This window comes from Prevotella phocaeensis, assembly GCF_900065875.1.
GTDB classification, from domain to species: Bacteria; Bacteroidota; Bacteroidia; order Bacteroidales; family Bacteroidaceae; genus Prevotella; species Prevotella phocaeensis.
Map to the genome: position 1 here is coordinate 150,173 of NZ_LT160625.1, position 25,567 is coordinate 175,739.

At 44.8% G+C, this 25,567-nt stretch carries 16 protein-coding genes; 6 read left to right on the forward strand and 10 right to left on the reverse strand.

From position 1 onward, the window contains the following. Positions 1-44: 44 nt before the first annotated feature. A complete protein-coding gene (uvrB, locus tag BN3912_RS07270; RefSeq protein ID WP_023982928.1) occupies positions 45-2,081 on the reverse strand; it encodes an excinuclease ABC subunit UvrB in 2,037 nt (678 codons plus the stop codon). Positions 2,082-2,253: 172 nt separating this feature from the next. On the opposite strand from uvrB, the gene BN3912_RS07275 reads away from it, so the two are divergent. The 3 genes from BN3912_RS07275 to BN3912_RS07285 are packed head-to-tail and all read left to right on the forward strand — an operon-like array spanning position 2,254 to position 3,914. Beyond that, entirely contained in the window at positions 2,254-3,078 is an 825-nt protein-coding gene (locus tag BN3912_RS07275) for an outer membrane protein assembly factor BamD (RefSeq protein WP_023982929.1), read from the forward strand. A gap of 45 nt (positions 3,079-3,123) precedes the next feature. Then, complete coding sequence (locus BN3912_RS07280; protein WP_004370704.1) at positions 3,124-3,459, forward strand: DNA-directed RNA polymerase subunit omega; 336 nt, start codon at positions 3,124-3,126, stop codon at positions 3,457-3,459. Beyond that, on the forward strand, positions 3,459-3,914 hold the full coding sequence (locus BN3912_RS07285) for a DUF4293 domain-containing protein (RefSeq protein WP_023982930.1): 456 nt from the start codon (positions 3,459-3,461) through the stop codon (positions 3,912-3,914). The genes BN3912_RS07280 and BN3912_RS07285 overlap by 1 nt, the downstream gene beginning before the upstream one ends. 219 nt (positions 3,915-4,133) lie before the next feature. Here the strand turns inward: BN3912_RS07285 and BN3912_RS07290 are convergent, their stop codons facing one another. The 3 genes from BN3912_RS07290 to BN3912_RS07300 all read right to left on the reverse strand — a co-directional run bounded on the left by BN3912_RS07290 (position 4,134) and on the right by BN3912_RS07300 (position 9,857). Continuing rightward, complete coding sequence (locus BN3912_RS07290; RefSeq protein WP_023982931.1) at positions 4,134-4,604, reverse strand: hypothetical protein; 471 nt, start codon at positions 4,602-4,604, stop codon at positions 4,134-4,136. Positions 4,605-5,056: 452 nt separating this feature from the next. Next, on the reverse strand, positions 5,057-8,632 hold the full coding sequence (gene nifJ / locus BN3912_RS07295; protein WP_023982932.1) for a pyruvate:ferredoxin (flavodoxin) oxidoreductase: 3,576 nt from the start codon (positions 8,630-8,632) through the stop codon (positions 5,057-5,059). Positions 8,633-8,669: 37 nt separating this feature from the next. Then, positions 8,670-9,857, reverse strand: coding sequence for an ATP-binding protein (locus tag BN3912_RS07300; RefSeq protein WP_064972292.1), 1,188 nt, complete (start codon positions 9,855-9,857; stop codon positions 8,670-8,672). A gap of 386 nt (positions 9,858-10,243) precedes the next feature. Here BN3912_RS07300 and BN3912_RS07305 point away from each other — a divergent pair, with 386 nt between their 5' ends. Then, a complete protein-coding gene (locus BN3912_RS07305; RefSeq protein ID WP_023982934.1) occupies positions 10,244-11,341 on the forward strand; it encodes a hypothetical protein in 1,098 nt (365 codons plus the stop codon). 195 nt (positions 11,342-11,536) lie between these two features. Here BN3912_RS07305 and BN3912_RS07310 read toward each other — a convergent pair whose 3' ends face one another. The 4 genes from BN3912_RS07310 to BN3912_RS07325 are packed head-to-tail and all read right to left on the reverse strand — an operon-like array spanning position 11,537 to position 18,661. Continuing rightward, the gene (locus tag BN3912_RS07310; RefSeq protein ID WP_023982935.1) at positions 11,537-12,952 is read right to left on the reverse strand and encodes an MFS transporter; all 1,416 of its coding nucleotides are present in this window, start codon (positions 12,950-12,952) and stop codon (positions 11,537-11,539) included. A 25-nt stretch (positions 12,953-12,977) separates the two neighbouring features. Next, complete coding sequence (locus BN3912_RS07315; RefSeq protein WP_023982936.1) at positions 12,978-15,146, reverse strand: dipeptidyl-peptidase Dpp5; 2,169 nt, start codon at positions 15,144-15,146, stop codon at positions 12,978-12,980. 16 nt (positions 15,147-15,162) lie between these two features. Continuing rightward, on the reverse strand, positions 15,163-17,052 hold the full coding sequence (yidC, locus tag BN3912_RS07320) for a membrane protein insertase YidC (protein ID WP_023982937.1): 1,890 nt from the start codon (positions 17,050-17,052) through the stop codon (positions 15,163-15,165). Beyond that, on the reverse strand, positions 17,045-18,661 hold the full coding sequence (locus tag BN3912_RS07325; protein ID WP_023982938.1) for a CTP synthase: 1,617 nt from the start codon (positions 18,659-18,661) through the stop codon (positions 17,045-17,047). Before BN3912_RS07325 ends, yidC begins: the two co-directional genes overlap by 8 nt. A gap of 123 nt (positions 18,662-18,784) precedes the next feature. On the opposite strand from BN3912_RS07325, the gene BN3912_RS07330 reads away from it, so the two are divergent. Further along, complete coding sequence (locus BN3912_RS07330; RefSeq protein ID WP_036859084.1) at positions 18,785-20,089, forward strand: DUF3078 domain-containing protein; 1,305 nt, start codon at positions 18,785-18,787, stop codon at positions 20,087-20,089. 437 nt (positions 20,090-20,526) lie between these two features. Here the strand turns inward: BN3912_RS07330 and BN3912_RS07335 are convergent, their stop codons facing one another. Together BN3912_RS07335 and BN3912_RS07340 are read right to left on the reverse strand one after the other, a co-directional pair. Beyond that, complete coding sequence (locus tag BN3912_RS07335) at positions 20,527-21,747, reverse strand: clostripain-related cysteine peptidase (protein ID WP_023982940.1); 1,221 nt, start codon at positions 21,745-21,747, stop codon at positions 20,527-20,529. A gap of 205 nt (positions 21,748-21,952) precedes the next feature. Next, on the reverse strand, positions 21,953-24,589 hold the full coding sequence (locus BN3912_RS07340; protein WP_023982941.1) for a valine--tRNA ligase: 2,637 nt from the start codon (positions 24,587-24,589) through the stop codon (positions 21,953-21,955). A gap of 104 nt (positions 24,590-24,693) precedes the next feature. Here BN3912_RS07340 and mazG point away from each other — a divergent pair, with 104 nt between their 5' ends. Continuing rightward, positions 24,694-25,542, forward strand: coding sequence for a nucleoside triphosphate pyrophosphohydrolase (gene mazG, locus BN3912_RS07345; RefSeq protein ID WP_023982942.1), 849 nt, complete (start codon positions 24,694-24,696; stop codon positions 25,540-25,542). Positions 25,543-25,567: the final 25 nt, after the last annotated feature.

The following is a 25,567-nucleotide window of genomic DNA, read 5'->3' on the forward strand; positions in this document are numbered from 1 at the left end:
GTGGGATAGGTGGGTGATTAAGCAATATTTAACACCGCTCGTTGCTACTTGCTTTCGAGCTGGTCTTGTAGGCGGATAATTTCGTCGCGATATTGTGCTGCTTGGATAAAATCAAGGTCTTTGGCGGCTTGTTTCATTAGTGCAGTGGTATTGGCAATACTCTTTTCGAGTTGTTCGCGTGTCATTCGTTGAATAATCGGATCGGCTGCGAAGGCACCACTATCGGGTTCTAAGTAGGCGTATCTTATAGGAGAACTGGGTTGGATGGTGGCTGTAGCGTTATCATTATTTGTAGGTAACACGCTTTTAATATCTTTCACAATCTGCTGAGGGGTAATATGATGCTCCTCGTTATACTTGAGTTGAAGGGTTCGACGTCGCGTTGTTTCGTCGATAGTACGGCGCATACTTTCGGTTATAGTGTCGGCATACATAATGACTTTGCCGTTTACGTTGCGGGCGGCACGGCCGGCTGTCTGCGTCAGACTGCGGTGACTACGCAGAAAACCCTCCTTATCAGCGTCGAGAATAGCTACGAGCGAGACCTCCGGAAGGTCGAGTCCTTCGCGTAAGAGGTTCACTCCAACAAGTACATTGAAAGCCCCTGCGCGTAGATCATTCATGATCTTTACGCGGTCGAGCGTGGCTATATCGCTGTGAATATAGTTGGCTTTGATGTCGTGATCAAGCAAGAATTCGGTCAGTTCTTCGGCCATACGTTTGGTAAGAGTGGTAACAAGTACACGTTCACTGCGGTTGATACGGGTGAGTATTTCGTTCATAAGGTCATCGATTTGGTTCTCACTCGGTCGTACTTCAATTTCCGGATCGAGCAATCCAGTAGGTCTGATGACCTGTTCCACCACAACTCCCTCGGCTTCATTCAATTCGTAATCGGCAGGAGTGGCCGAAACGTAGATGACCTGATGTATCATTTCGTGGAATTCCTCGAACTTCAATGGGCGATTGTCGAACGCTGCAGGCAAACGAAATCCATATTCTACGAGGTTTTGCTTACGTGCACGGTCGCCTCCGTACATAGCACTGATCTGCGGAACCGATACATGACTCTCATCTATCACCATCAGATAATCTTTGGGAAAGAAATCTAAAAGGCAATAAGGTTTCTGTCCCGGTTCGCGTCCATCGAAGTAACGTGAGTAATTTTCGATACCGCTACAATGGCCAAGTTCCTTAATCATCTCCATATCATATTCCACACGTTCCTTGATGCGCTGAGCTTTAATATTATCTCCGAGTTCGGTGAAGAAGTTTACCTGCTTCACCAAATCGTCTTGTATCATGCGGACAGCTTGTTCAGTTTGTTCTTTCGATGTTACGAAAAGGTTAGCCGGATATATCTGATATTCCCCGAACGATGCCATTCGATGATATGTTTGGCTATCCACTTCCTCGATGTTGTCTATCTCATCATCCCACCATGTCACCCGTAGAATATTGTCACTGTAGGCCATGGCAATATCTACAGTGTCGCCTTTTACGCGGAAGAAGCCGCGTTGAAGGTCTATGTCGTTGCGTACATAGAGTGCATTGACGAGTCTACGCAGGAACTCGTTACGATCTAACACCTGTCCCTTCTTGATGGAGATGACACTATCGGTCATGGCAGCAGGACCACCCATACCGTATATGCACGATACGGAAGATACGACTACCACATCTTTGCGTCCCGAAAGCAGTGCGCTTACGGCCGAGAGACGTAACTTGTCGATGTCGTCGTTGATGGCGAGATCTTTCTCAATATAGGTATCTGTGGTGGGCAGATAGGCTTCCGGTTGGTAATAGTCGTAATAAGAAACGTAATATTCTACGGCATTTTCGGGGAAAAATCCTTTCATCTCTTCGTAGAGTTGTGCCGCGAGAGTTTTGTTATGACTAAGAATAAGCGTGGGTTTATTTACATTGGCAATCACATTGGCCACGGTGAAAGTTTTGCCAGAACCCGTAACTCCGAGCAATACCTGCGCCTTGTCGCCCCGTTCCACGCCTTGGGTAAGTTCCTTGATGGCTTCGGGTTGGTCACCTGTAGGGGCATATTTCGATGTCAGTTTAAAGTCCACAATGAAGAAAATAATGTGATCTAATTGTTATCAACGACAAATCTTAATTCTGCAAAATTACTAAAAAATACGTTTGCAATACGGTAATAAGCGTAATTTTTTGCTAAAAATCCTTTTCAATACTTTGTACATATAGGAAATATATGTACTTTTGCACGTCAAAGTTCCGATTATGAAGAAATCATTTATCGCCTCTATATGTGCAGTGTTTCTGCTGAGCAGTTGTGCTCACGAGTTCAATCAGGTTTACAAGACCAATGATTATGCTTATAAATATGAATATGCCAAGGAGTGTTTTGCCAAAGGCAAGTTCGTGAGGGCAACCACTTTACTTACCGATTTGATTACATTGATGAAGGGTACAGACAACGGCGAAGAGTGTTTGTACATGCTTGCAATGTCGCAATATTGCAGTAAAGACTATGAAGGTGCTGCACAAACCTTTGCCAAATATTACCAGAGTTATCCCAAGGGCAAGTATGCAGAGATGGCAGAATATTATGTTGGGCAAAGTTTATATATGAGCACGCCCGAACCTCGCCTTGATCAATCGCAGACAATCTCGGCTATTGCCGCCTTTCAAGAGTATCTCGACATCTATCCCGATGCCAAGATGAAGCAAATGGCTCAACAGCGTTTATTCGATCTTCAGGATAAATTGGTGAAAAAAGAGCTCTATTCAGCACGATTATATTATGATTTGGGTTCTTATTTCAATAATTGTTCCTATGGCGGAAACAACTATGAGGCCTGCATCATTACAGCGCAGAATGCTCTTAAAGATTATCCCTTTACTAAACTGCGCGAAGACTTTTCGGTGCTGATCATGAAGAGTAAATACGAATTAGCTGCACAGAGTGTGGATGAAAAGAAGCTCGAACGCTATCAAGATGCCGAGGACGAATGCTACGGATTTATCAATGAGTATCCCGATTCTAAGTATAAAGAAACGGCAGAGCGATATATTGCCAAATGCAAAACGGTTACAAAGGATTGACGTTTTGCAATTTTATGGAATTTATAAATTATCATTAATTAAAATATGGATTATAAGAAGTCAAAGGCACCCGTAAACACAGTAACGCGAAACATTATGGATTTGTGCAACGAAACGGGAAATATCTATGAAAGTGTTGCTATTATTTCGAAACGGGCAAATCAGATTTCGGCAGAGATCAAGCAAGATTTGAGCAAGAAACTTGCCGAATTCGCCTCTTACAACGACTCTTTGGAAGAAGTTTTCGAGAACCGTGAGCAAATCGAAATATCGCGCTATTACGAAAAATTGCCGAAACCGACGTTGCTTGCCACACAGGAATTCGTAGATGGAAACGTGTATTGGCGCGATCCTTCCAAGGATAATGAAGGCATGGCATAATGATACAGCGAAAACAAACTTTATTTCTGCTTGTGGCATTTGTCGCAACTTTGGCTTGTCTTTGCTTGCCCATAGGGATGTTCGAGCCTGCAAGCATGGGCGGGAATATTGTGCTCTATAATCTTGGTGTAAGGGATGCAAACGGTATGCTCGGCTTGGGCAATGTACCTCTTTTCATCTTCTTAATGCTCACTTGCATAATAACGTTAGCTGCAATTTTTCTTTACAGCAAGCGTAAACAGCAGGCCAAGCTTTGTTATTGGTGCTGTGTGTTCGATATGGCATGGTATGCTTATCTTGCTTTTTGCGTATTTAATCAATATGCTACACGCGGATCGTTCCGTCCGGCATTGGGTATATGCCTGCCGTTGATAGCACTTATCTTCTGTCTGATGGCACACCGTGGCATTATGGCCGACGAAAGACTGGTGAAAGCTGCCGACAGAATACGATAAAGACAAACATGATATCAGTAACGAAAGATCGCATCACTGTCAGGTGATGCGATCTTTCGTTATGTTATAATATAGAATTTATTAAAGCCCTAATTCCTTTTTGGCCTTATCGGCAATCTCATTACTTTTCTTTTTAGCTTCGTCTATCGCCTTATTTGTTTTGTCTTTAGCAGCATCTACCGTTTCATCGGCTTTCTTTTCTGCCGCATCTTTTGCGTTTTATTTTGCTTTCTTTATCAGATTTTCGGCATCACCTTTCATGGCAGAGGCGGCATCTGTAGCTGTTGTTTCTACATTTGTCGGCAATGTTTTGATATTATTTACCAGTGTGGTGATAGTGCTGTTTCCGTCAGTTACCGAGTTTATCTGGTCGGCATGTTCGTTAAAGAAAGCTTGAACCTTGCTTGCGTATGCTTTGGCGGCCTCTATATTGCCGCTACTAATCAATTTACTGTATTTTTCTATTACAGATTGTACGGTGGCTTGCAGTCCCTTGGTGTCTTTTGCATTAAGTTGAGCCGCCAAAACCGATATGATTGAATCGGTTGCGTTTTGCATGTTCCCATTTGCCATAGCTGTTGTATCTACAACAGATGAGTCTGTGTTGTTGGCATTCGGTGAGGTTTTGCCTCCGCAGCTTGCCAGTGTAAACGCGACAATTGCTGTGCCCATCAAAAATATTTTCTTCATAATCGATAAATGTTTAGTGAATATTCTATTCGGTTTAAGTATAAATATAACGTATTTACCGGCATTGTATTATTTTTGTTTAGATGATTTAACTTTTACGGAAGAGGGTGGAGCAGGGCTGAGCTCTATCCTTTTGGTAGGATATAAGTGTTTCGTTAACGTTAACTTCCTAATCCATTGATTAGTATTATGTTATAAGTGTCTGTCATAGTCGGTATCGGTAATGTTTTCAGATAATATCTCTAAGACATTTAGATACTCTATCTAAATGTCTTAGAAAGTGCATCTATCGGGCTTAGAGATGAAAGCTGGATTGTTAATAGGAGAGCAAAACACATGTAAATATACTTGTTTTCCTCCCTTTGAAAGGAGAGGAAGAAGATGTAATCAAAAAAAGAAGCCTGCAAATAGTATGCAGGCTTCTTTATCATAATAAATATTTATTGTCTGTCTTATGCCTCTTCGGGCAGACTCCAATCTTCTTTCGACTTGCGGATGTAGCTCTGATAACGCAGCTTGGCCATCTCTTCTGCTGCGTTGAACAGTTCGGCTGCTTCATTCGGGTAGGCTTTCTTTACCGAGAGATAGCGTACTTCACCGAGCAAAAAGTCTTGGAATTTACTCCAATCAGGTGCCTTAGAGTCGAGCGAGAACGGATTCTTACCTTCGTCGGCCAGCTGCGGATTGTATCTCCAAAGGTGCCAATAGCCGCTCTCAACAGCACGTGCTTCCTCGGCTTGGCTCTTGCCCATGCCGCCTTTAGCCTTCAGTCCGTGGTTGATACAGGGCGAGTAAGCGATGATTAACGATGGACCTGCGTAAGCTTCAGCTTCGCGAATGGCCTTCAAGGTCTGTGCCTGATCGGCGCCCATAGCTATTTGTGCCACGTACACATAGCCATACGTCGTCGCCATTAGGCCGAGGTCTTTCTTACGGATACGCTTTCCTTGTGCAGCAAACTGCGCAATAGCGCCGAGAGGAGTAGCTTTTGAACTCTGTCCACCGGTGTTGGAATAAACCTCGGTATCAAGAACAAGGATGTTGACGTCTTCGCCTGATGCGATTACATGGTCGAGACCACCGTAACCGATATCGTAAGAAGCGCCGTCACCGCCAATGATCCACTGCGACCGTTTTACCAAATAGTGGTCGAGTGTCTTCAGTTCTGTACAGATGGGGCAACCGTGTTCTGCTCCTGCAGCAATCAGCGGTTTCAGCTTCGCGCTCGATTCTTTCGAGGCGTCTGCATCGTTCTTGGTGTCTATCCATGCCTGTGCGGCCTCTTTGAAGTCGGCGGGAGTATCGTCTTTTGCCATGAGTTCGTTCAGCAAAACGGTGATACGCTCGCGCATCTTCTTGTTTCCAAGCGACATACCCAGACCGAACTCGCAGAAATCTTCGAACAAAGAGTTGTCGAATGCAGGACCTTGTCCGGCCTCGTTCGTGGTGTATGGGGTGGAAGGTATTGATGCGGAATAGATGGAAGAGCAACCTGTAGCGTTGGAAATCATCTCGCGATCGCCATACAGCTGTGAAATCAACTTCACGTAGGGAGTTTCTCCGCAACCGGAACATGCACCGGAGAATTCGAACAGCGGCTGTGCAAACTGTGAGTTCTTTACATTACTTTTAATGTCGACAAGATGTTGTTTGCTCTTTACATTCTTTGAAAGATAATTCCAGTTGCTTATCTGATGCTCGTCGTGTGTAAATGGTACCATTGCAAGAGCTTTGCCGTTCTTGTTGCCCGGGCACACATCAGCACAGTTACCGCAGCCCACACAGTCGAGTACACTTACCTGAATGCGGAAGTGCATGCCTGCCATAGTCTTGGGAACCTTCATCTCTAAGGTCTTGTCTTCGAATGTCTTCACCTCTTCTTCATCAAGCACGAACGGACGAATACATGCGTGAGGACAAACATAGGCGCACTTGTTACACTGGATACAGTTCTCTGCTGTCCATTCCGGATTGAATGCCTCTACGCCACGCTTCTCGTATGCAGCGGTGCCGTTGTGCCAAGTTCCGTCTACTAAGTCGTATTTTACGAAGTCCGAAACCTTCAGTAAATCGCCGACTTGTCCGTTGATCGGGCGTACAATCTCTTTGATGAATGCCGGTACATCGTCGCCTGTACTGTTATCGTCAGGCAGGTTTGCCCATGACGGATCAACGGTCAGCTGCTTGTATTCACCGCCTCTGTCTACGGCAGCATAGTTTTTATCGACAATATCCTGCCCTTTATTTCCGTATGACTTGACGATGAACTTCTTCATCTGCTCTACTGCGAGGTCGACAGGAATTACTTTCGTGATGCGGAAGAATGCGCTCTGAAGAATGGTGTTGGTACGGTTACCAAGCCCAATCTCCTGTGCTATCTTCGTTGCATTGATGTAGTAAACGGTGATATTGTTCTTTGCAAAGTAGCGTTTTATTCTGTTTGGAATAAAATTAACGAGCTCTTCGCCTTCGAAGATGGTATTCAAAAGGAAAGTACCGTTCTTCTGTAAGCCCCGTATAACGTCGTACATGTTCAAATAAGCCTGAACATGACAAGCCACGAAGTTCGGTGTATTTACCTGATATGTAGAATGTATGGGACTATCACCGAAGCGTAAGTGCGAACAAGTGAAGCCTCCAGACTTCTTAGAGTCATAGGAAAAGTAGGCCTGACAGTGCTTGTCGGTGTTGTCTCCGATAATCTTAACCGAGTTTTTATTGGCTCCTACGGTACCATCAGCGCCCAAACCATAGAATTTGGCTTCGAACATACCTTCGCCACCCATAGGGATTTCCTCGACTGCAGGTAGTGAAGTGAACGTTACATCGTCTACGATACCGACTGTAAAGTGGTCTTTCGGCTCTGCAAGTTCGAGGTTATTGAATACGGAGATGATGTGTGCAGGGGTGGTATCCGATGATCCTAAACCATACCGACCGCCAACTATCAAGGGTTGATTTTCTCTGTTGCAGTTATAGAAAGCACTCTTAACATCCAAGTACAAAGGTTCTCCTTCTGCTCCGGGCTCCTTCGTACGGTCGAGAACGGCAATTCTTTTTACCGTGTTCGGTACGGCTGCAAGCAAATGTTTAACGGAGAAAGGACGATAGAGATGGACGGAAATCATGCCGACTTTCTTGCCTTGCTTCATTTGATAGTCTATGGCTTCGCGTGCGGCCTCGGTTGCAGAGCCCATAAGAATAATGATGTTCTCTGCATCTTTGGCACCATAATATGAGAAGAGGTGGTATTCACGGCCGGTAATTGCAGTTATTTTGCCAAGATAATCTTCAACTATCTCGGGTATATTCTCGTAATATTGGTTACAAGCCTCACGGTGAGTGAAGAAAGTTTCGGGGTTTTCCGCCGTTCCGCGCGTTACCGGGCGTTCCGGAGAAAGTGCTCTATCGCGGAAACGTTTGATATCTTCGGGATCTACGAGCTTAGCAATCTCGTCTTGGTCGATAAGTTCGATCTTATGATATTCGTGAGATGTGCGAAATCCGTCGAAGAAATTCACGAAAGGAATGCTCGTCTTAAGCGTTGCGAGATGTGGAACTGCGGTAAGATCCATTACCTCTTGTACCGAACCGGAACAGAACATAGCGAAACCAGTTTGGCGACATGCCATTACATCAGAGTGGTCTCCGAAGATACAGAGCGAATGTGTAGCGATCGTACGAGCCGAAACGTCGAAGACACATGGTAGCATCTCGCCCGCAATCTTGTACATATTGGGGATCATCAGCAGCAAACCTTGCGATGCAGTGAAGGTTGTTGTCAATGCTCCGGCCTGCAAAGAGCCGTGCATGGCACCGGCTGCACCGCCTTCAGATTGCATTTCTTGCACGGTTACAGTCTGTCCGAAAAGGTTCTTGCGCCCCTTGGCAGCCCAAGTATCGACATGTTCTGCCATCGGTGAAGACGGCGTGATAGGGTAGATAGCAGCCACTTCTGAGAACATGTAGCTTACATGAGCGGCAGCTTCGTTACCATCACAAGTGATAAACTTTTTTTCTTTAGCCATTTTGTTGTGAATAAAATATTAATGAATGTTTTTTGTATTAATAGAGGAAACCTAACAGCCACAAGGGCATTCGGTTGTCTTTACCAATCTCGGTATTATAGCGTACGTAGATCATCTCGGGATTGTAGCGCATCTTATGCGGGCTTGCAGCGTCGCAAATGCGGAACTTTAATCTTCCGTCTACTACGTACGATTGTTCTTTGCTCCCTTGGTTTACCGAATGATCTTTCCAAAGTGAATTGACAAAGAAAGTCTCCATCACGTCTTGTTCGTCCACTTTAATGGGATAAATGGCATACATCAGATTTGAATTATGCATCATCACCTTGGAAGGTTTCTTAGGGAAATCGTGCCCGACCGGATAGATCATGTTGATCAGACGGGCGTCCGACAGATATTTGATATAGTTCATAACCGTGGCACGACTTGTCTGTATGTCGTGTGCCAGATGGCTGATATTGGCAGCTTTCGGGCCGTCTACAGCAAGAAGATAAAACAATTTTTTGATCTTGGTGAGGTATTTCAGTTCTATTTGCTTGATGAGCAGGATGTCTACCTCGGTCATCATGTTCATCGTTTTTAGCAGATTTTCAGAGAAATTGCGGTGCTCCAAGAAAAACGGATAGTACCCATGATGCAGGTAATTGTGGAAATGTTCTGTCGGACTTACTCTGGGTAATATCTGTTTTACGATGTTCTCGTGGTTTGTGAGTATCTCTTCGAGGGTATAAGGTTTGAAGTTATTGCCCGTTTGTTGGTTCAAAAATTCGCGGAAAGAGAAGCCTGTAAGATTGTAACTCCTTACGATTCCGTTGAGTTCAGGGTTCTCTTCTTTCAATCGCATCACACTCGAACCGGTGAAAACTATGTTGAGTTCCGGATAAAGATCGTAGCATTTCCGCAACTCGCGACTCCAGTTGGGCTGCTTGAATACTTGGTCTATGAGCAGCACCCTGCCGCCTCTGTCCACAAAATCGCCTGCAAAATCGGCGATACCCCGTCCCTGAAAGTAGAAATTATTCATGTTGATGTAGAGACAGCGACGGTCGTTGACATCGAATTTTTCCTTGGCATATTGCAACAGGAATGTGGTCTTACCCACACCTCTGGTACCTTTGATACCGATCATACGGCCGTTCCAGTCTATCTCATCCATGAGGACGCGACGTACCGGAGCATCGGTGTGCTCGACAAGATACTTGTGTGTGCGAAAGAAAGCCTCCATGTTTGATATCCGTTTGTTTTTGATACTTCAGTTTGAAGAACTGTATTACCTTGCATAATCGTTTTTTTATTTGTTGTGCAGGTACAGTCTACCACTTGCAAAGGTAATGATTATTTCTTAAATTGCAAACTGTAGATAGCAAAATCTCATAATTTATTTAGATATTTTTATACTATTCATAAATGCTATTCCATATTTCTTGTTTCGGTGGATGGAGTTATTTTAGCAGAATATGATATAGATTAAAAAGTTAATCATGTTTTGTACTTTATATGATTTACGCTACCTTTGCATAAATTAAGGTGCACTTGGTAATTTGAAAGTAAACTTTCATAGCGCTTGTTCGCACCTTTTTACCCCTGAATATACGAAAAGAGAGAAAGACTGTGAAGATACATATATTTAATCCGGAGCATGATATAGCATTAGGTATAGGTTCTGATCGTTTTACAGCGCCGCATGCTGCATGCAGGTTGCGCGCCGATCTTGGTTTCCTGCCGGCTCTGTGGGCTGAAGATGGCGATTATGTATTGGTAGATGATGTGGAAACGGCAAAAACATCTTCGAAACATATAGGAAATTTGATGCATCGGGTACATTTTATTACACCTAATCGGCTGGCAACTCTACCGGTTGATGACACCAATACGGCAATATTACCATGGGGATGGGATGCAGCTTTGTGCCGTAGACTTACGGCTTATAATCCCGATTTGGCCCATTTTATGCCCGATGAAGTTGTACTTTCTCGCATCAGAATGCTGAGTAATCGGCGCTTTGCCGCTGAAAATCTGTTGCCGCAATTGCTCAATAACGATGACAGACTGATAGGGCGGAGCCGGTATTTACAGGATGCAGACGAAGCATGGCAGGCTACTCGTGGCGACGAATGCGTACTCAAGGCACCTTGGAGCAGCAGTGGAAGGGGTTTAAGGTATGTGCTTCACGATGAAAAACACCCCGAAGAGAGTTATCGCACACACTTGCAGGGCTGGATAAGAAACGTTATCCGTCATCAAGGAGGTGTTATGTTGGAACCGCTTTATCGCAAGGTGAAAGATTTAGGGGCGGAATTCACAGCCGATGCTGATGGTAAGATACGGTTTGAAGGACTGTCTGTATTCAAGACGGTAAACGGTTCTTATACGGGTAATGTACTTGCCTCGGAGGCCGATAAACGCGAGATGTTCGGCCGATATCTCGATTTGGCGCTCTTAGATCGTACGATCGAATGTATCATGCAAACGCTCACGCCCTGTTTCAAGGGTGTTTATGCAGGACCGTTCGGGGTAGATATGATGATTGTGGCCGACGAGCATAACGGGAGCTTCTTACTTCATCCGTGCGTAGAACTTAATCTCAGGCAGACAATGGGGCATGCAGCTTTAGCTGTTTCGTCGCAAATACATGATTCATATCGTATTATGAGCATTCGTTATAGTGAAAAGTATAGGCTTAGCGTGCGTAAAATAACACGTTTGTAACCTATGATTATGACCAATAGACATCTTGTTTATTGCTCTTACATGATATATTTGTTTGCCTTATCCGGTATATGTAGTGGCCATGTCGAAGGGTATGAAAGCAGAAAACCCATTGCATAAGCTATGTAATATGCTTTGTGCAATGGGTTTTTATATCACTTTTGGTACGTATATGCCTATATTCGCCTTGCCGTATCAACTTTTGATATTCGGCTCTTCAAGCCCGTATCCGCCTTTTTTATCAATGGCTTTCAGATAAAAACCAAGCAATAAAGCGAGCACGCCGAGACTTGCGAATACCACCATCGGGACCGTATAGTTGTATTCCAAAGGGTTGGTGATATTCGGATTTGTAGCTTTAAGCACACTTCCGATGATCATCGGGAAAGCATAGAGGCCGATGTTTTGGATCCAGAATATCAGTGCATAGGCGCTTCCGAGCAGTTTCTGATCGATGAGTTTGGGTACCGAAGGCCATAAAGCGGCGGGAACCAGCGAGAACGAAATGCCCAGAATAACGATGGCGGCAAGCGTGATAACGACCGATTGCGTAGCAGGTACGACGAATGCAAATACCAAATGGCACGCAATCATGAGGATTGCACCGAGGATAAGCATAGAGGCTCCCTTACCTTTACGGTCGAGATAGTTGCCCAAGAGGGGAGTAATGGCTGCTGCACCCAGCGGGAATACGAAAAACACGTAGCCGGCCTGTTTGTCCGTAAAGTCGAGATTGCACTGCAACATATTAATGGCATACTTCTGAAATGGGAAGATTGCCGAGTAATATAGTACGCACAAAAGGGCGACAACCCAAAACATCTTTGATGAAAGTATCTTGCCTATGTCGCTTACCTTGAACGGATCGTCTTTTTCTTCGGTAGCACCTTGAGCGTCGAGTTTCTTGTCCATGAAGCCATAGGCAATAAAACTGATAAGGGCGATACATACCAATAAAAGACCTGCCGCCACCGGACGAGACACACTGACGGGATTGATAGAGGCCAAGAGAGGTGAGCCCACGACAACTACAGCCACGCCAAGACGGGCAATGGCCATCTCTACACCCATGGCAAGTGCAAGCTCATGGCCTGTAAACCACTTTACAATGCCGCGCGAAACGGTAATTCCAGCCATCTCGGTACCGCAACCGAAGACCATGAAACCTATAGCCGCGAGCTTGGCAGAAGCAGGCATACCGTCGTACCATGGTGTAATATTCCACCATACATCGGGCAGATTGAGTATACTGTCCATAAAGATTTTTAAAGAACTTGCCTCGAATGTATCGGTTACGGCAAACCAGTTGAGACCTGCTCCTATAACCATAACGATGCCCGATAGTACGGCTGTGAAGCGTACGCCCATCTTGTCGAGGATGATACCAGCGAAGATGAGGAAGAAAACGAACACATTGAGGAATGGTTCGGAGCCCGCATAATGCCCGTAGGCTACGGGATCCCAGCCGCGTTGTGTTTGCAATAAACCTTGAAGAGGCGACAGAATGTCTACGAAGATGTAGGCAAAAAACATGGCGCCTGCAAGTAATATGAGTGCAGTCCAGCGCATGCTGCGGCTGTCACTCAGCTTTTGTTGAATTTGATCTGACATAGTTATGATGTTTTCTTGATTGCTTTTACTGTTTCAACCAGCGGTCGAGCCAATTGAAAAAGGTGCGTTGCCAAAGGATACCGTTCTGTGGTTTCAGCACCCAATGGTTCTCATCGGGGAAGATGAGCAGCTCTGCAGGAATACCGCGCAGGCGAGCTGCATTAAATGCTCCCATGCCCTGATTGGCATTGATGCGGTAATCTTTCTCGCCATGAATGCAGAGTATCGGCGTATCCCATTTGTCTACAAAGCGATGGGGACTGTTCTTATAGGTTCTTTCGGCGTTGGCTGTCTGGTCTTTGTTCCAGTAAGCATCGTCGTATTCCCAATTGGAGAACCATACTTCCTCTGTATCTGTGTACATTGATTCGAGGTTGAAAGCACCATCGTGAGCGATGAAACACTTGAAACGTTTATCGTGATTTCCGGCAAGATAGTACACACTGAAGCCTCCGAAAGATGCTCCGATGGCGCCGAGCCGGTCTTTATCTACAAACGGAAGGTTGGTTGTAGCGTCGTCGATGGCCGAAAGATAGTCGTACATGCACTGTCCGGTCCAATCCCCCGATATCTCTTCGTTCCATGCAGAGCCGTAACCGGGCAGTCCGCGGCGGTTCGGAGCTATGATGACATAGCCGTGTGCCGCCATAATTTGGAAATTCCAGCGGTAGCTCCAGAACTGACTGACGGGGCTCTGTGGCCCGCCTTCGCAATAAAGTAGGGTAGGATATTTCTTCGAGACATCGAAATGAGGCGGTAAAATGATCCATACTTGCATGTCTTTACCATCGGTTGTCTTCACCCAACGTTCCTGTATCTTGCCCATTTCCAGCTGGTCGAAGATGTTTTTATTCTCATCTGTGATCTGTACAACGACTGCTTTCTTTTCTTTCTTCGACGGTGTAACGACGAAAAGATCATCGGGATGCGACATTGAGTGGCGTGTAGCCAGCAATTTACCGGTATTGCCGAGCATTTGAATAGTACCGTAATCGTTCCATCCTTCGGTCATCTGTTTCACTTCGCCGGCGAGATTGGTCTGATAGATGTTCACTGTAGCGTGCCAACATCCCGTGAAATACAATGTTCGAGAGTCGTTTGCCCATGTATAGACATCCACATTGCTGTCGAATTTCTCGGTTATATATTTCTTGGAAGCATCGGCCAACGAGAATATGCATAAGCGGTTACGGTCGCTTTCATAACCGTCGCGTGCCATACTTTGCCATGCTATGTATTTTCCGTCGGGCGAGAAAGATGGGTTGATGTCGTATCCAACGCTGAAATCTCCATCCTGTCGGTTCACTGCTTGGTCTTTCATAGACTTTGTTGCATCTATATTAGGCTCTTTATAGCCTGCAGGTTTACAGAGATTTCGGGTTTCTTGCGTGTCTATATTATATAGGTAGATGTCGGAGTCGGTAGAAATGGCATATCCCACTCCTTCTTTTTTACGGCATGTGTAGGCTATGTATTTTGAATCGGGACTCCAACAAAGTTGCTCGATACCTCCGAACGGTGCCATCGGACATTCGTACGGTTCGCCGTCGAGGATATCCTTACCGTCGCTGATGCCGTTCTCTGTCACCTCTGCAACGAAAGGATGAGCGATTGTTTCCACGTAATGATCCCAATGGCGGTAGTTCATATCGGTAACAAGTTTGCCGGTTGCCAACGGTAAATCATTGGGATTGGCCTTGATGGTGCCGTGGTAAGGGATGGATTTTATCAGAATTACATGCTTTCCATCGGGCGAAAACTTAAATCCTTCGATATCTGTTTTGCTATCGGTAAGCTGTTTACGACTGCTACCGTCGGCATTCATGCTCCATAACTGCCCGTCGCGCAGGAAAGCGATCTTACTTCCGTTACCGATCCATGTGGCATCTGTCTCGTTCTCAGCCGATGTCGTAAGCTGTTTTTTGTTCTTTCCGTCGGCATCAGACACATAAAGAATTTGGTGCCCTTTGTTCTCTTTTACGCTGTAATAGCCTACTTGATAAACGATTTTCTTACCATCCGGCGAGGCCGAAGCGCCGCTTATTCTTCCCATAGCCCATAAGGCTTCCGGCGTCATGAGGTCGCTCTGCAGCGTAATATTGTTCTTTTGAATGTTCACAGTTGTGCCTTGTCCTTTGGCAAGGCTGCCGCCCATCATGAGGACAGCAGTTGCCATAATAAATGTTCTGTACATATATTATGAGTTAAAATCATTTATGTTTGCGGTTCAACTCTTCGCGTTTACGCTGCATTTCCTGCTGTTGCTGCTGCATAGCTTGCAGACGTGCCGCAAGTCCGCTCATCTTTTGCGGATTGTCTTTATTCTCTTTGTAACGTGCTTCCAGTGTGGCCAGCAGCTTTTCATCGTTGGTCGTCTTGCGCAATGCCCACATGATGGCTGCGCTGAAGAACAGAGATATGAAGTAATAGAAGTTAAGACCGGAGGAATAGTCGTTGAACATGAAGAAGAAGAACACCGGCATCAGATACATCATCCACTGCATCATCTTCATTTGTTCGGCCTGTGTGCCTACCATCTGGTCACGCTGTTGGCGCATCGTCATCCAGCTGTAGAGCAAGTTGGCCACACAGAAAAGGATACAAGTCAGTGATAGATGATCGCCGATAAGCCATATATTGTGGCCCCATTCCCAAATAGGATCATAGGTACTTAGGTCTTTTATCCACAGAAAACTTTGACCTCGCAGCTGTATAGCGTTCGGTACGAAGTTGAACATGGCAATCCAAATCGGCATTTGTATCAGCATCGGCAGGCATCCCGATAGCGGACTCACGCCGTATTTGGCGTATTCGCTCATCATGGCCTGTTGCTTTTGCATCTGATCTTCGGGCTTATTGAATTGCGCTGTGGCCGCATCAAGTTTCGGTTTCAGTACACGCATCTTCGCTGAACTCATATAACTCTTCTTCACCATGGGATATGTAATGAGCTTAAGCAGCAATGTGATCATGATAAGCACGACGCCCATCGGGAATACTTTCGATAGCCAGTCGAAGACATAGATGGTAAACCATCGGTTGATGATGCGGAATAACGGCCACCCGAGGTACACAAGGCGCTGCAACTGCAGGTCTTTACCGAAAGTACTCTCGGTCTCTATGCGCTGAAGAAGGCGGAAGTCGTTCGGTCCGTAGTAGAACTCGAATTCGGAAGGCATCTTGCCCGACGGATCGAAAAATGTCTTCATCTTGGCTTCGTATAGCTTCAGATAACCGCTGCCTTTCTCTTGTGGGATGCTTGTCATCATAGAGTTTGCCGAGAAGTTGTTCTTGGCAATCATCACAGCCGAGAAGAATTGGTTCTTGAAAGCTACCCAATCGATCTTGTCTTCAATCGTTTCGTCGACGTTTTCTTTAGTCTCATTCAGATAATCAGTGCCGCCCTCCACGTTGTGATAGGTCAGTGTAGCGTATCGATTTTCAAAGGTAAATCCCTTTTCTTGCTGCCTGCATTTGTCTTTCCAGTCCACATCCATCGTGTTGGTGTTGGGGGCAAAGAGGCCTGCCATGCCATTAACGCTCATCTTCATGCTTAGCAAATAATCTGTGCCCAAACGGTATGCGAGCGTTATGTTTTTACCATCGCCTGCCTGTGCAGTAAACGTAACAGTGCTATCTGTAACGTCTGACGGCACGAAAAACAAATCTGCCGTAGAAATATTGGTTTCTTTGGCCGTGAGCGTATAGTTCATGTATTGGTCGGCGGTATCGAACAGCGTTACATTTGCATTGCCGTTGCGGTCTTTGAAACCACGGATAACCGCCTTTTCTACGGTGGCTCCTTTCGAATTAAATGTCAGTTCGAGCTTATTATTTTTTAAGATAATCTTTTCAGACTGTCCTTGAAGCACTGCATGAAATAGGGCAGAAGTGTCTTCTAATTCCTTTTCTTTGCTTTCGGCCTGCATCTGCAAGGTCTTTTGTTTCTTCAAAATCTCTGCTTTTTCCTTTTCTGCAGCAGCGACAGAATCTTTTCGTACCGTAGCTGCACGTTCTTCGGCAGAAGGTTGCGACCACCATGTATAACCGAAGAGTACGACAGCTATCAGTACGAAACCGATAATATTATTCTTATCCATGAGTTACTTTCTTATTCTCTATTGCAGTTTTAATAAAATCAACGAACAACGGATGTGGTTTCAGAACTGTGCTCTGATATTCCGGATGGAACTGTGTACCGATATACCATTTAAGACTTGGTATCTCTACAATCTCCACCAAATCGCTTTCGGGGTTCCGTCCAACGCACATCATGCCTTCTTTTTCGAATTCTTTTTGATATGAGTTGTTGAATTCGTAGCGGTGCCGATGGCGCTCTTGTATATGTTCTTGTTTATATATATCGAACACGCGCGAACCTTGTTTCAATACACATTCGTAAGCACCAAGGCGCATCGTGCCGCCCATATTGGTGATATTTTTCTGTTCTTCCATGATATCGATCACGTTGTGCTCGGTCTTTTCGTCCATTTCACGGCTGTTGGCATCAGCATATCCCAATACGTTTCTTGCAAATTCTATTACCATCATTTGCATTCCGAGACATATGCCGAATGTGGGGATGTCGTGCGTACGAGTGTAATGTGCTGCAACAATCTTGCCTTCAATGCCCCTTTGTCCGAAGCCCGGACATATTACAATGCCGTTGAGTCCTGCCAATTGCTCCGCTACATTTTCTTCTGTCAGCTTTTCAGAGTTGATAAAGACGAGTTTGGTCTTGCGGTCGTTATAAGTGCCGGCTTGAGAAAGGCTTTCGCGAATGCTCTTATATGCGTCTTGTAGGTCGTATTTGCCCACGAGACCAATACTAACTTCCTCCGTAGCTTTGTTGCGACGTTCGAGAAATTTACGCCACGGACCTAACGAAGGTTTTTCGCCTATTTCCATTCCCATCTTCTTCAAAATGGCTGTGTCGAGCCCTTGAGCCTGCATACTCACGGGGACTTCGTAGATACTTGGTAAGTCTTCGCTCTGGATTACGCAGTCGAAATCGACGTTACAAAAACCTGCAACCTTTTTTAGAATGGCTTCGTTGAGATGCTTCTCCGTGCGCAAAACGAGTACATCGGGCTGTATTCCGATGCTTTGAAGTTCTTTTACGCTGTGTTGAGTGGGCTTGGTTTTCAGTTCTTGTGCAGCTTTCAAATAAGGTACATAGGTAAGATGCACGCACAAGGCGCTCTTTCCGAGTTCCCATTTCAGCTGTCTGATAGCCTCGAGGAACGGAGTCGACTCGATATCACCTACGGTTCCGCCAATTTCGGTGATAACGAAATCGTAATGATATTTCTTGCCTAACAGTTTTACATTGCGCTTGATTTCGTCGGTGATATGCGGTATAACCTGAATGGTTTTACCCAAATAGTCGCCCCGGCGCTCTTTGTCGATCACCGATTTATATATTCTGCCGGTGGTAAGCGAATTGGCTTTAGTGGTCTGAATACCGGTAAACCGTTCGTAATGCCCCAAATCGAGGTCGGTCTCCATGCCGTCTACCGTAACATAACACTCGCCGTGTTCGTATGGGTTGAGCGTTCCGGGATCGATGTTTATATAAGGATCGAACTTTTGAATGGTGATGTTGTAGCCTCTTGCCTGTAAAAGTTTGCCGATAGAAGAAGAAATTATTCCTTTTCCAAGTGAGGAAACCACGCCTCCGGTGACGAAGATATATTTTGTTTCTGTCACAATTAAAGATGTTTTTTATATATAAATATGATGATACAACGTGCAAAGTTAGTACAAAAAAGCGAACTATACAAACAACTTCTAATTTTTATTATTACCTTTGCACACATAAAAAACGTGAATATGAAACTTAGATATTCAGTATTGATATTATGCCTGTTTGCCGTACTTGTCGGTCGGGCGCAGTATCGGGGTAGGAGTGTCGGTCATCGTAGCGATTCTTTGTCAAGTTTCGTACGTCATTATTTAGACTCGCTTCACTACAGCAAGGCTCGTTTAGATTCGGTTATGCGCGCCGATACGTTGTATAAATCGTTTCAAAACCCCGATGGCAGGTTTGCAAGACTGTTCGTTCCAACCATGTTTTATCATGGCATAATCTCGCGAAAGTTTGCTCTTGATCCTGATAAAAGCAGCAGATCGGATGTCGATTTGCAGGTAGATAATGCGTTATTGTATATTTATTGTCATCGACCAGACCTCGTTTTGGGCTCTCAGAGCATGCTCGATAATATCGGACCTCTATTATCTTCCGATCCTACACCTATCGCCACGCGTCCGAATATAGTAGATAAGGTGGCGCCAAATCCAGATGAACCGGTTGTAGAGCCCATAAACTTGATGGTAAAACGTCCTAACTTCTGGAAATTCAACGGCGATTATTACCTGCAATTCTTACAGAATTATATCTCCGGAAATTGGTACAAAGGGGGCGAAAGCACTTTCTCAATGCTGGGTTCTGTAACGTTGCAGGCCAATTACAATAACAAACAGAAGGTGAAGTGGGAGAATAAATTAGAAATGAAGCTTGGCTTTCAGACGGCAAGAAGCGACTCTTTGCATCCCTTGAAGACTAATAACGACCAGATAAGATACACGGGTAAGCTCGGACTTCAGGCTTCCAAGCACTGGTATTATACCATCCAGTTCATTGCATACACACAGTTTATGCGTGGATATAATAGCAATTCTACAATTGTATTTTCCGATTTTATGTCTCCGTTGAACCTTAATCTGTCTATCGGTATGGACTATAATATGAATTTCTTTAAGAACCGTCTTACCGGAAGCATTCATCTGGCGCCGCTGGCCATTAATTATAAATATGTGAATCGCCCCGATTTGGCTGGACGTTACGGCATAGATGCCGGCCATCGTCATAAAACTGATTATGGTTCAGAGGTGAATATCGACTTTAATTGCAAACTGTCGTCAATGATAAACTGGCGTTCTCGGCTTTATGGATTTACATCTTACAAGCGTTCGGAGATAGAATGGGAGAACACGATAGGCTTTCAATTCAATAAATACATATCGAGTAATCTTTATATTTTTCCACGTTTCGACGATAGCCGTGGCCGAGACGACCATCATGGCTACTGGGAATTTAAGGAATATTTCTCGGTCGGCTTCACTTATTCCATGTAATAGGCTCACTTCTTAAACTCTGCATTTGTTGCAGATATAGAAAGTAAACGGCTTGAGTGCTTTGATTACGTAAAACCCCTGCGGTGCATTCGCTTTTCGAGTGCACCGCAGGGGTAGGTATGGATATGAATTAATGGATTACAGATGTAAACCCTATTACAGACAGACGGTATATTTGTAAGCCTTAGATGGTTATTCTAAGGCCCTTTAATTACATGCCTGTTTGAGCCGGTTGTAAGGAGCCTACACGGAAAGAGTTATAAAATTATGTGCCAACAACATACTTCGTCATCTTTTATTCGTATTTTCGTCTCAATTCGAAGATACGAATAGAGTTGTTGTTCCGCATGCAAATCAGCTTCCCATAGGGCACTTAGAAGATAAAATTATCGCTCTAAGCGCCTCAGTAGAGATGGCAGAAGGGAGACTCCTGCCGTCTATTCGTGCGTTGCTTTCCACCAAGAAGTTTTTTGTACTCCCTTTAAAGCGGTGGTATTTTGTGTAGGATCGGAGATCGTGATACCTGAATAATTCTTCACATTTATATATATAGGCGTGTTGTAAAGGTAGGAATACAGTCGCTCTGTGGTAGCTGTAGCACGGATAGCTTTCGAAAGTACGGTCGTGAATGTACTGTATTGCGCGCTTTTACCGTCGAGACGTTTCACATAGTCGCCCATGTCGTAGAAGATAGTTGAATGAAATCCGTCGAGTACTTGTAGACTGTCGCGCAGCGATTCGTCGAAAGTATTTTTGGCATTTATCTTTTTCATGGCATTGGCAAGCGACTCCATCTGTCGGCAGTCTATAACAGAGAGGGCACCACATGGCACCGTATAGTTCTTATAAAAGTTGTTGAACTGCGATACAGCCGTGGTATAATTGGGCACACCTGCACACAGACTGCTCCACATCGACTTGTATGGCATGCCAATGACTATGACCTCGCTGGTCGAGGCAATAAGGAAATTTGTGGCATTTCGCAATTCGTAGGCCGTTTCTGCATTGGCCATGTAGCAATCATCGAAGAGTATATACTGCATCTTGATACCTGTATCTGCGATACCTTGAGCAAGTGTGCTCACATCTGTGGCATAATTGGCAATATCATCAACGCTCCCGTAGAAGCGAGTTTTCATGTACGATGTCGTTGGCTGGTCGTAAAATTGAAACTTCTTGGCATAGTTAGGATAGTTTTCCCAAATATCTTTCTGCGTCCAACCTGTGCCATGACAGCCTATGATCATGGCATAATTAAGGGCAGGGGCATATTGTGCCGTCTCCGAAACTATCTGTTTGATACCGTCGGCAGTAGTGTAAACGGTGTTGCCCGAATATTCTTTGATGGGTGTATGCGTACATTTCCCGTTGTCGTAGTTTATTTCGTAAAGGTTAGAGCTCGAAGCCGTGTTGCTCAGGAATACCAACACACGGCAGCCGTTGAGCCCTTTGTTGGCGATGATGCCGGCTTCTATACTGTCGAGATTTTGCTGGAAAAAACTGTAAAGACCGTTTGAAGTGGCGGAACCCGACCAAGGCATGTACACAAGGATGGTCTGTTTGGTGTAATTGTCTGCAGAATTATCGTCGCTGTCGCTGCATGATGAAATGCTGAAAACGATGATACATATAGCCCATAGGGCGATTAGCTTTTTCATATTTGATTTGTTTGATGTATAAAAGTTATAAGCCTGTTTTCTAAAAGAGATGGAAACAGGTGCAGAAAATGATGTGTGAAATCTTGCCGTCGGCACTGTGTGGTAATGTAGTGTATCATTGGTGACAGTCGTAATGCGCCTGCATGGGGATTACGGCTGCACCCGATACGGTTGAATGAAATTGCGAATAAGGATGGCAGAATTGCTATTTGTTCTTCAATTCTGCAATAGATACCTTCAGTGCAGCTATCTTTTCTTCGGAGTCGCTCTGCTTCTTACGCTCCAAAGACACTACTGCTTCGGGCGCATGAGCCACGAACTTTTCATTGGAAAGTTTACGTTTAACGCTTTCGAGGAATTTCTCTAAGTGCTCGAGTTGCGCCTGCTGCTTGGCGATTTCCGCCTCTATATCAATCAGATTGCCTACAGGGATGGCAAATTCATCGGTGCCTATCATGAACTGTGCGGCATCGGTAGCCTTTTCGACCACGGTCTCTGTGCTGCTCAGGTTGGCCATCTTGGCAATGATATCGTTATATCTATCGAAGTTGTTTGTACCTATGGCCTGTAGTACAAGGCTGTCTTTCGGCGATATATTCTTCTGATTGCGTACCATACGTACATTGCTAACGATCTGTTTCACGAGCTCTATGTCGGCTGAAAGGCCGTTTTCCGCTTCTGAAGGGGTTGTAATCTCCAATTTCTCACGCATGATAGACTCACCATTTTTGCGGTCATAGGTGTGTTGCCATAATTCCTCAGTGATGAAAGGCATGAAAGGATGGAGCATTTTCAGTAGAATATCGAAAAACAGAAGCGTATTCTCATAGGTTTGTTTGTCGATAGGATCGCCGTAAGCAGGTTTGATCATTTCGAGATACCAACTGGAGAATTCGTCCCAGAACAGGCGGTAAACAACCATCAATGCCTCGCTGATACGGTATTTATCGAACAAATCGTTCAGTTCTTTGTTCGTGATACGCAGTTTGGCTTCGAACCATTGTGTAGCAAGACGGTTGGTGTGAGGCTGTTCTTTATCGGCGATTTGCCAACCTTTTATTAGGCGGAAGGCATTCCAAATCTTGTTGTTGAAGTTACGTCCTTGCTCGCAAAGACTTTCATCGAATAGAATATCGTTGCCTGCAGGGGCCGAAAGCATCATTCCCATACGTACTCCGTCGGCGCCGTATTTATCGATCAGCATGAGCGGATCGGGTGAATTGCCAAGACTTTTCGACATCTTGCGCCCTAATTTGTCGCGAACGATACCGGTAAAGTAAACATGTTTAAACGGCATCTGGCCGCGGTATTCGTATCCGGCCATAATCATACGGGCTACCCAGAAGAAGATTATGTCCGGTCCTGTGACAAGATCAGACGTCGGATAGTAGTAATTTATTTCTTTGTTGTTAGGGTTATTAATGCCATCGAATACGGATATCGGCCATAGCCAGCTTGAAAACCACGTGTCTAAGCAGTCTTCGTCTTGCTCGAGATCGGCCTTTGTCAGCGTTGCATCTCTTTTTTGCGCCTCTACAAGTGCCTTCTCGGCAGTTTCCGCCACCACATATTCGCGCTTACCTGCTATAGTGAAGTAGTATGCAGGGATACGATGTCCCCACCAGAGCTGCCGGCTGATACACCAATCTTTGATGTTTTCAAGCCAATGGCGATAGGTGTTCTTGTATTTGGAGGGATAAAATTTGATGTTATCATCCATAACTGGCTGTAATGCAATGTCTGCAAAATGCTGCATTTTAAGGAACCATTGCGTAGAAAGTTTCGGTTCTATTGGTACATTGGTACGCTCTGAGTAGCCTACTTTATTATTGTAATCCTCTATTTTCTCCATCAAACCGGCATCTTGCAGGTCTTTTGCGATCTGTTTTCGTACATCCATGCGGTCCATACCTACGTATAAGCCGGCTGCTTCGGATAGGGTACCGTTGTCATTGAATATGTCTATCGTTTCCAGACCGTGCTTCAAACCAAGGTTATGGTCGTTGATGTCGTGGGCGGGAGTAACTTTTAAGCAGCCCGTACCGAACTCTATATCCACATAATCATCCTCGATGACGGGTATTTCGCGCCCTACTAGCGGTACAATAACGTGTTTGCCTTTGAGCCATGTGTTCTTCGGATCATCGGGATTGATACACATTGCTGTGTCTCCCATGATGGTTTCGGGGCGAGTGGTGGCCACAATAGCATATTTATTCGGTTCCTCTACGACTTTATAGCGCAAGTAATAAAGTTTAGAGTGCTCGTCTTTATAAACCACCTCTTCATCGGATAACGCCGTTTGGGCCTGCGGATCCCAGTTCACCATGCGTACTCCGCGATAAATAAGTCCTTTGTTGTAAAGGTCTACAAATACCTTGATGACGCTTTCGGAGCGCGTTTCGTCCATAGTGAATGCCGTACGATCCCAATCACAACTGGCTCCCAACTTGCGCAATTGTTGCAGAATGATACCGCCATGTTCATGTGTCCAGTCCCATGCATGTTCCAAAAATTGGTCGCGTGTGATATCTGTTTTTTTTATACCTTGTTCAGCCAATTTGTTTACAACCTTTGCCTCGGTGGCAATAGAAGCGTGGTCAGTGCCGGGAACCCAACAGGCATTCTTGCCTTCCATACGTGCCCGTCGCACGAGAATATCCTGAATGGTATTGTTAAGCATGTGCCCCATGTGCAGCACTCCTGTGACATTGGGAGGCGGTATTACCACAGTATAAGGTTCACGATTATCGGGTTTCGAACTAAAGAGTTTATTGTCGAGCCAGTATTGGTACCATTTCGACTCCACATCTTTCGGATCGTACTTACTTGCTAATTCCATATTTATTCGATATCTTATTATTATTTATTTTCTATAAAAACGTTGCAAAAGTACTAAATTTCCATCTAAATTGATTACTTTTGCGGAATAAATTGTGGTATAATATGCATACGAGAGAGGAAAAGCTACATGCTTTCGCACGTTTGCTTATGGTTCAGGAGCGTTTGCGCAAGGAATGTCCTTGGGATAGCAAGCAAACAAACCAGAGTCTTCGGCCGAATACGATCGAAGAAGTGTACGAATTGTGCGACGCTTTAATAAAAGAAGACCGCATAAATATATGCAAAGAACTCGGAGATGTAATGGAACATGTGCTGTTTTATTCCATTTTAGGCGAGGAAGATGGCGATTTCGATATTGCAGACATATGTAATAAGGAAGCCGACAAGTTGATGTTCCGTCATCCTTTTATCGATTGGACGGGCTGGGAAGGTAATCCTAAGGACGGTAAACATACCGACAACGACGTGAGTAAGCCTGAAACGAGCCAACAGGTAGAAGAAACGTGGGAACAAATCAAGCAACGTGAGAAAGATGGAAATAAGAGTGTGCTTGCCGGTGTGCCCGATGCATTGCCATCGCTGATAAAGTCTTATCGTATTCAAGATAAGGCCCGTAACGTAGGTTTCGACTGGGAAAAGAAAGAAGATGTATGGGATAAGGTGCGTGAAGAGCTTTCCGAACTCGAAGAAGAATTGCGAAAAGAAGATAAAGAGGGCTCTACGCGTGAGTTAGGCGACTTTCTTTTCAGCGTTATCAATGCGGCACGTCTTTATCATCTTAATCCCGATAATGCCTTGGAACTTACAAATCAGAAGTTTATACGTAGGTTCAATTACATAGAGAAACATACTTTAAAAGTCGGAAAAACATTGACCGAAATGACTTTAAGCGAGATGGACGCTCTGTGGAACGAGGCTAAAAAGGAAGAAGATAATATGCATTCATGTTGAATGCACACTTGTTGATAAAAATAAA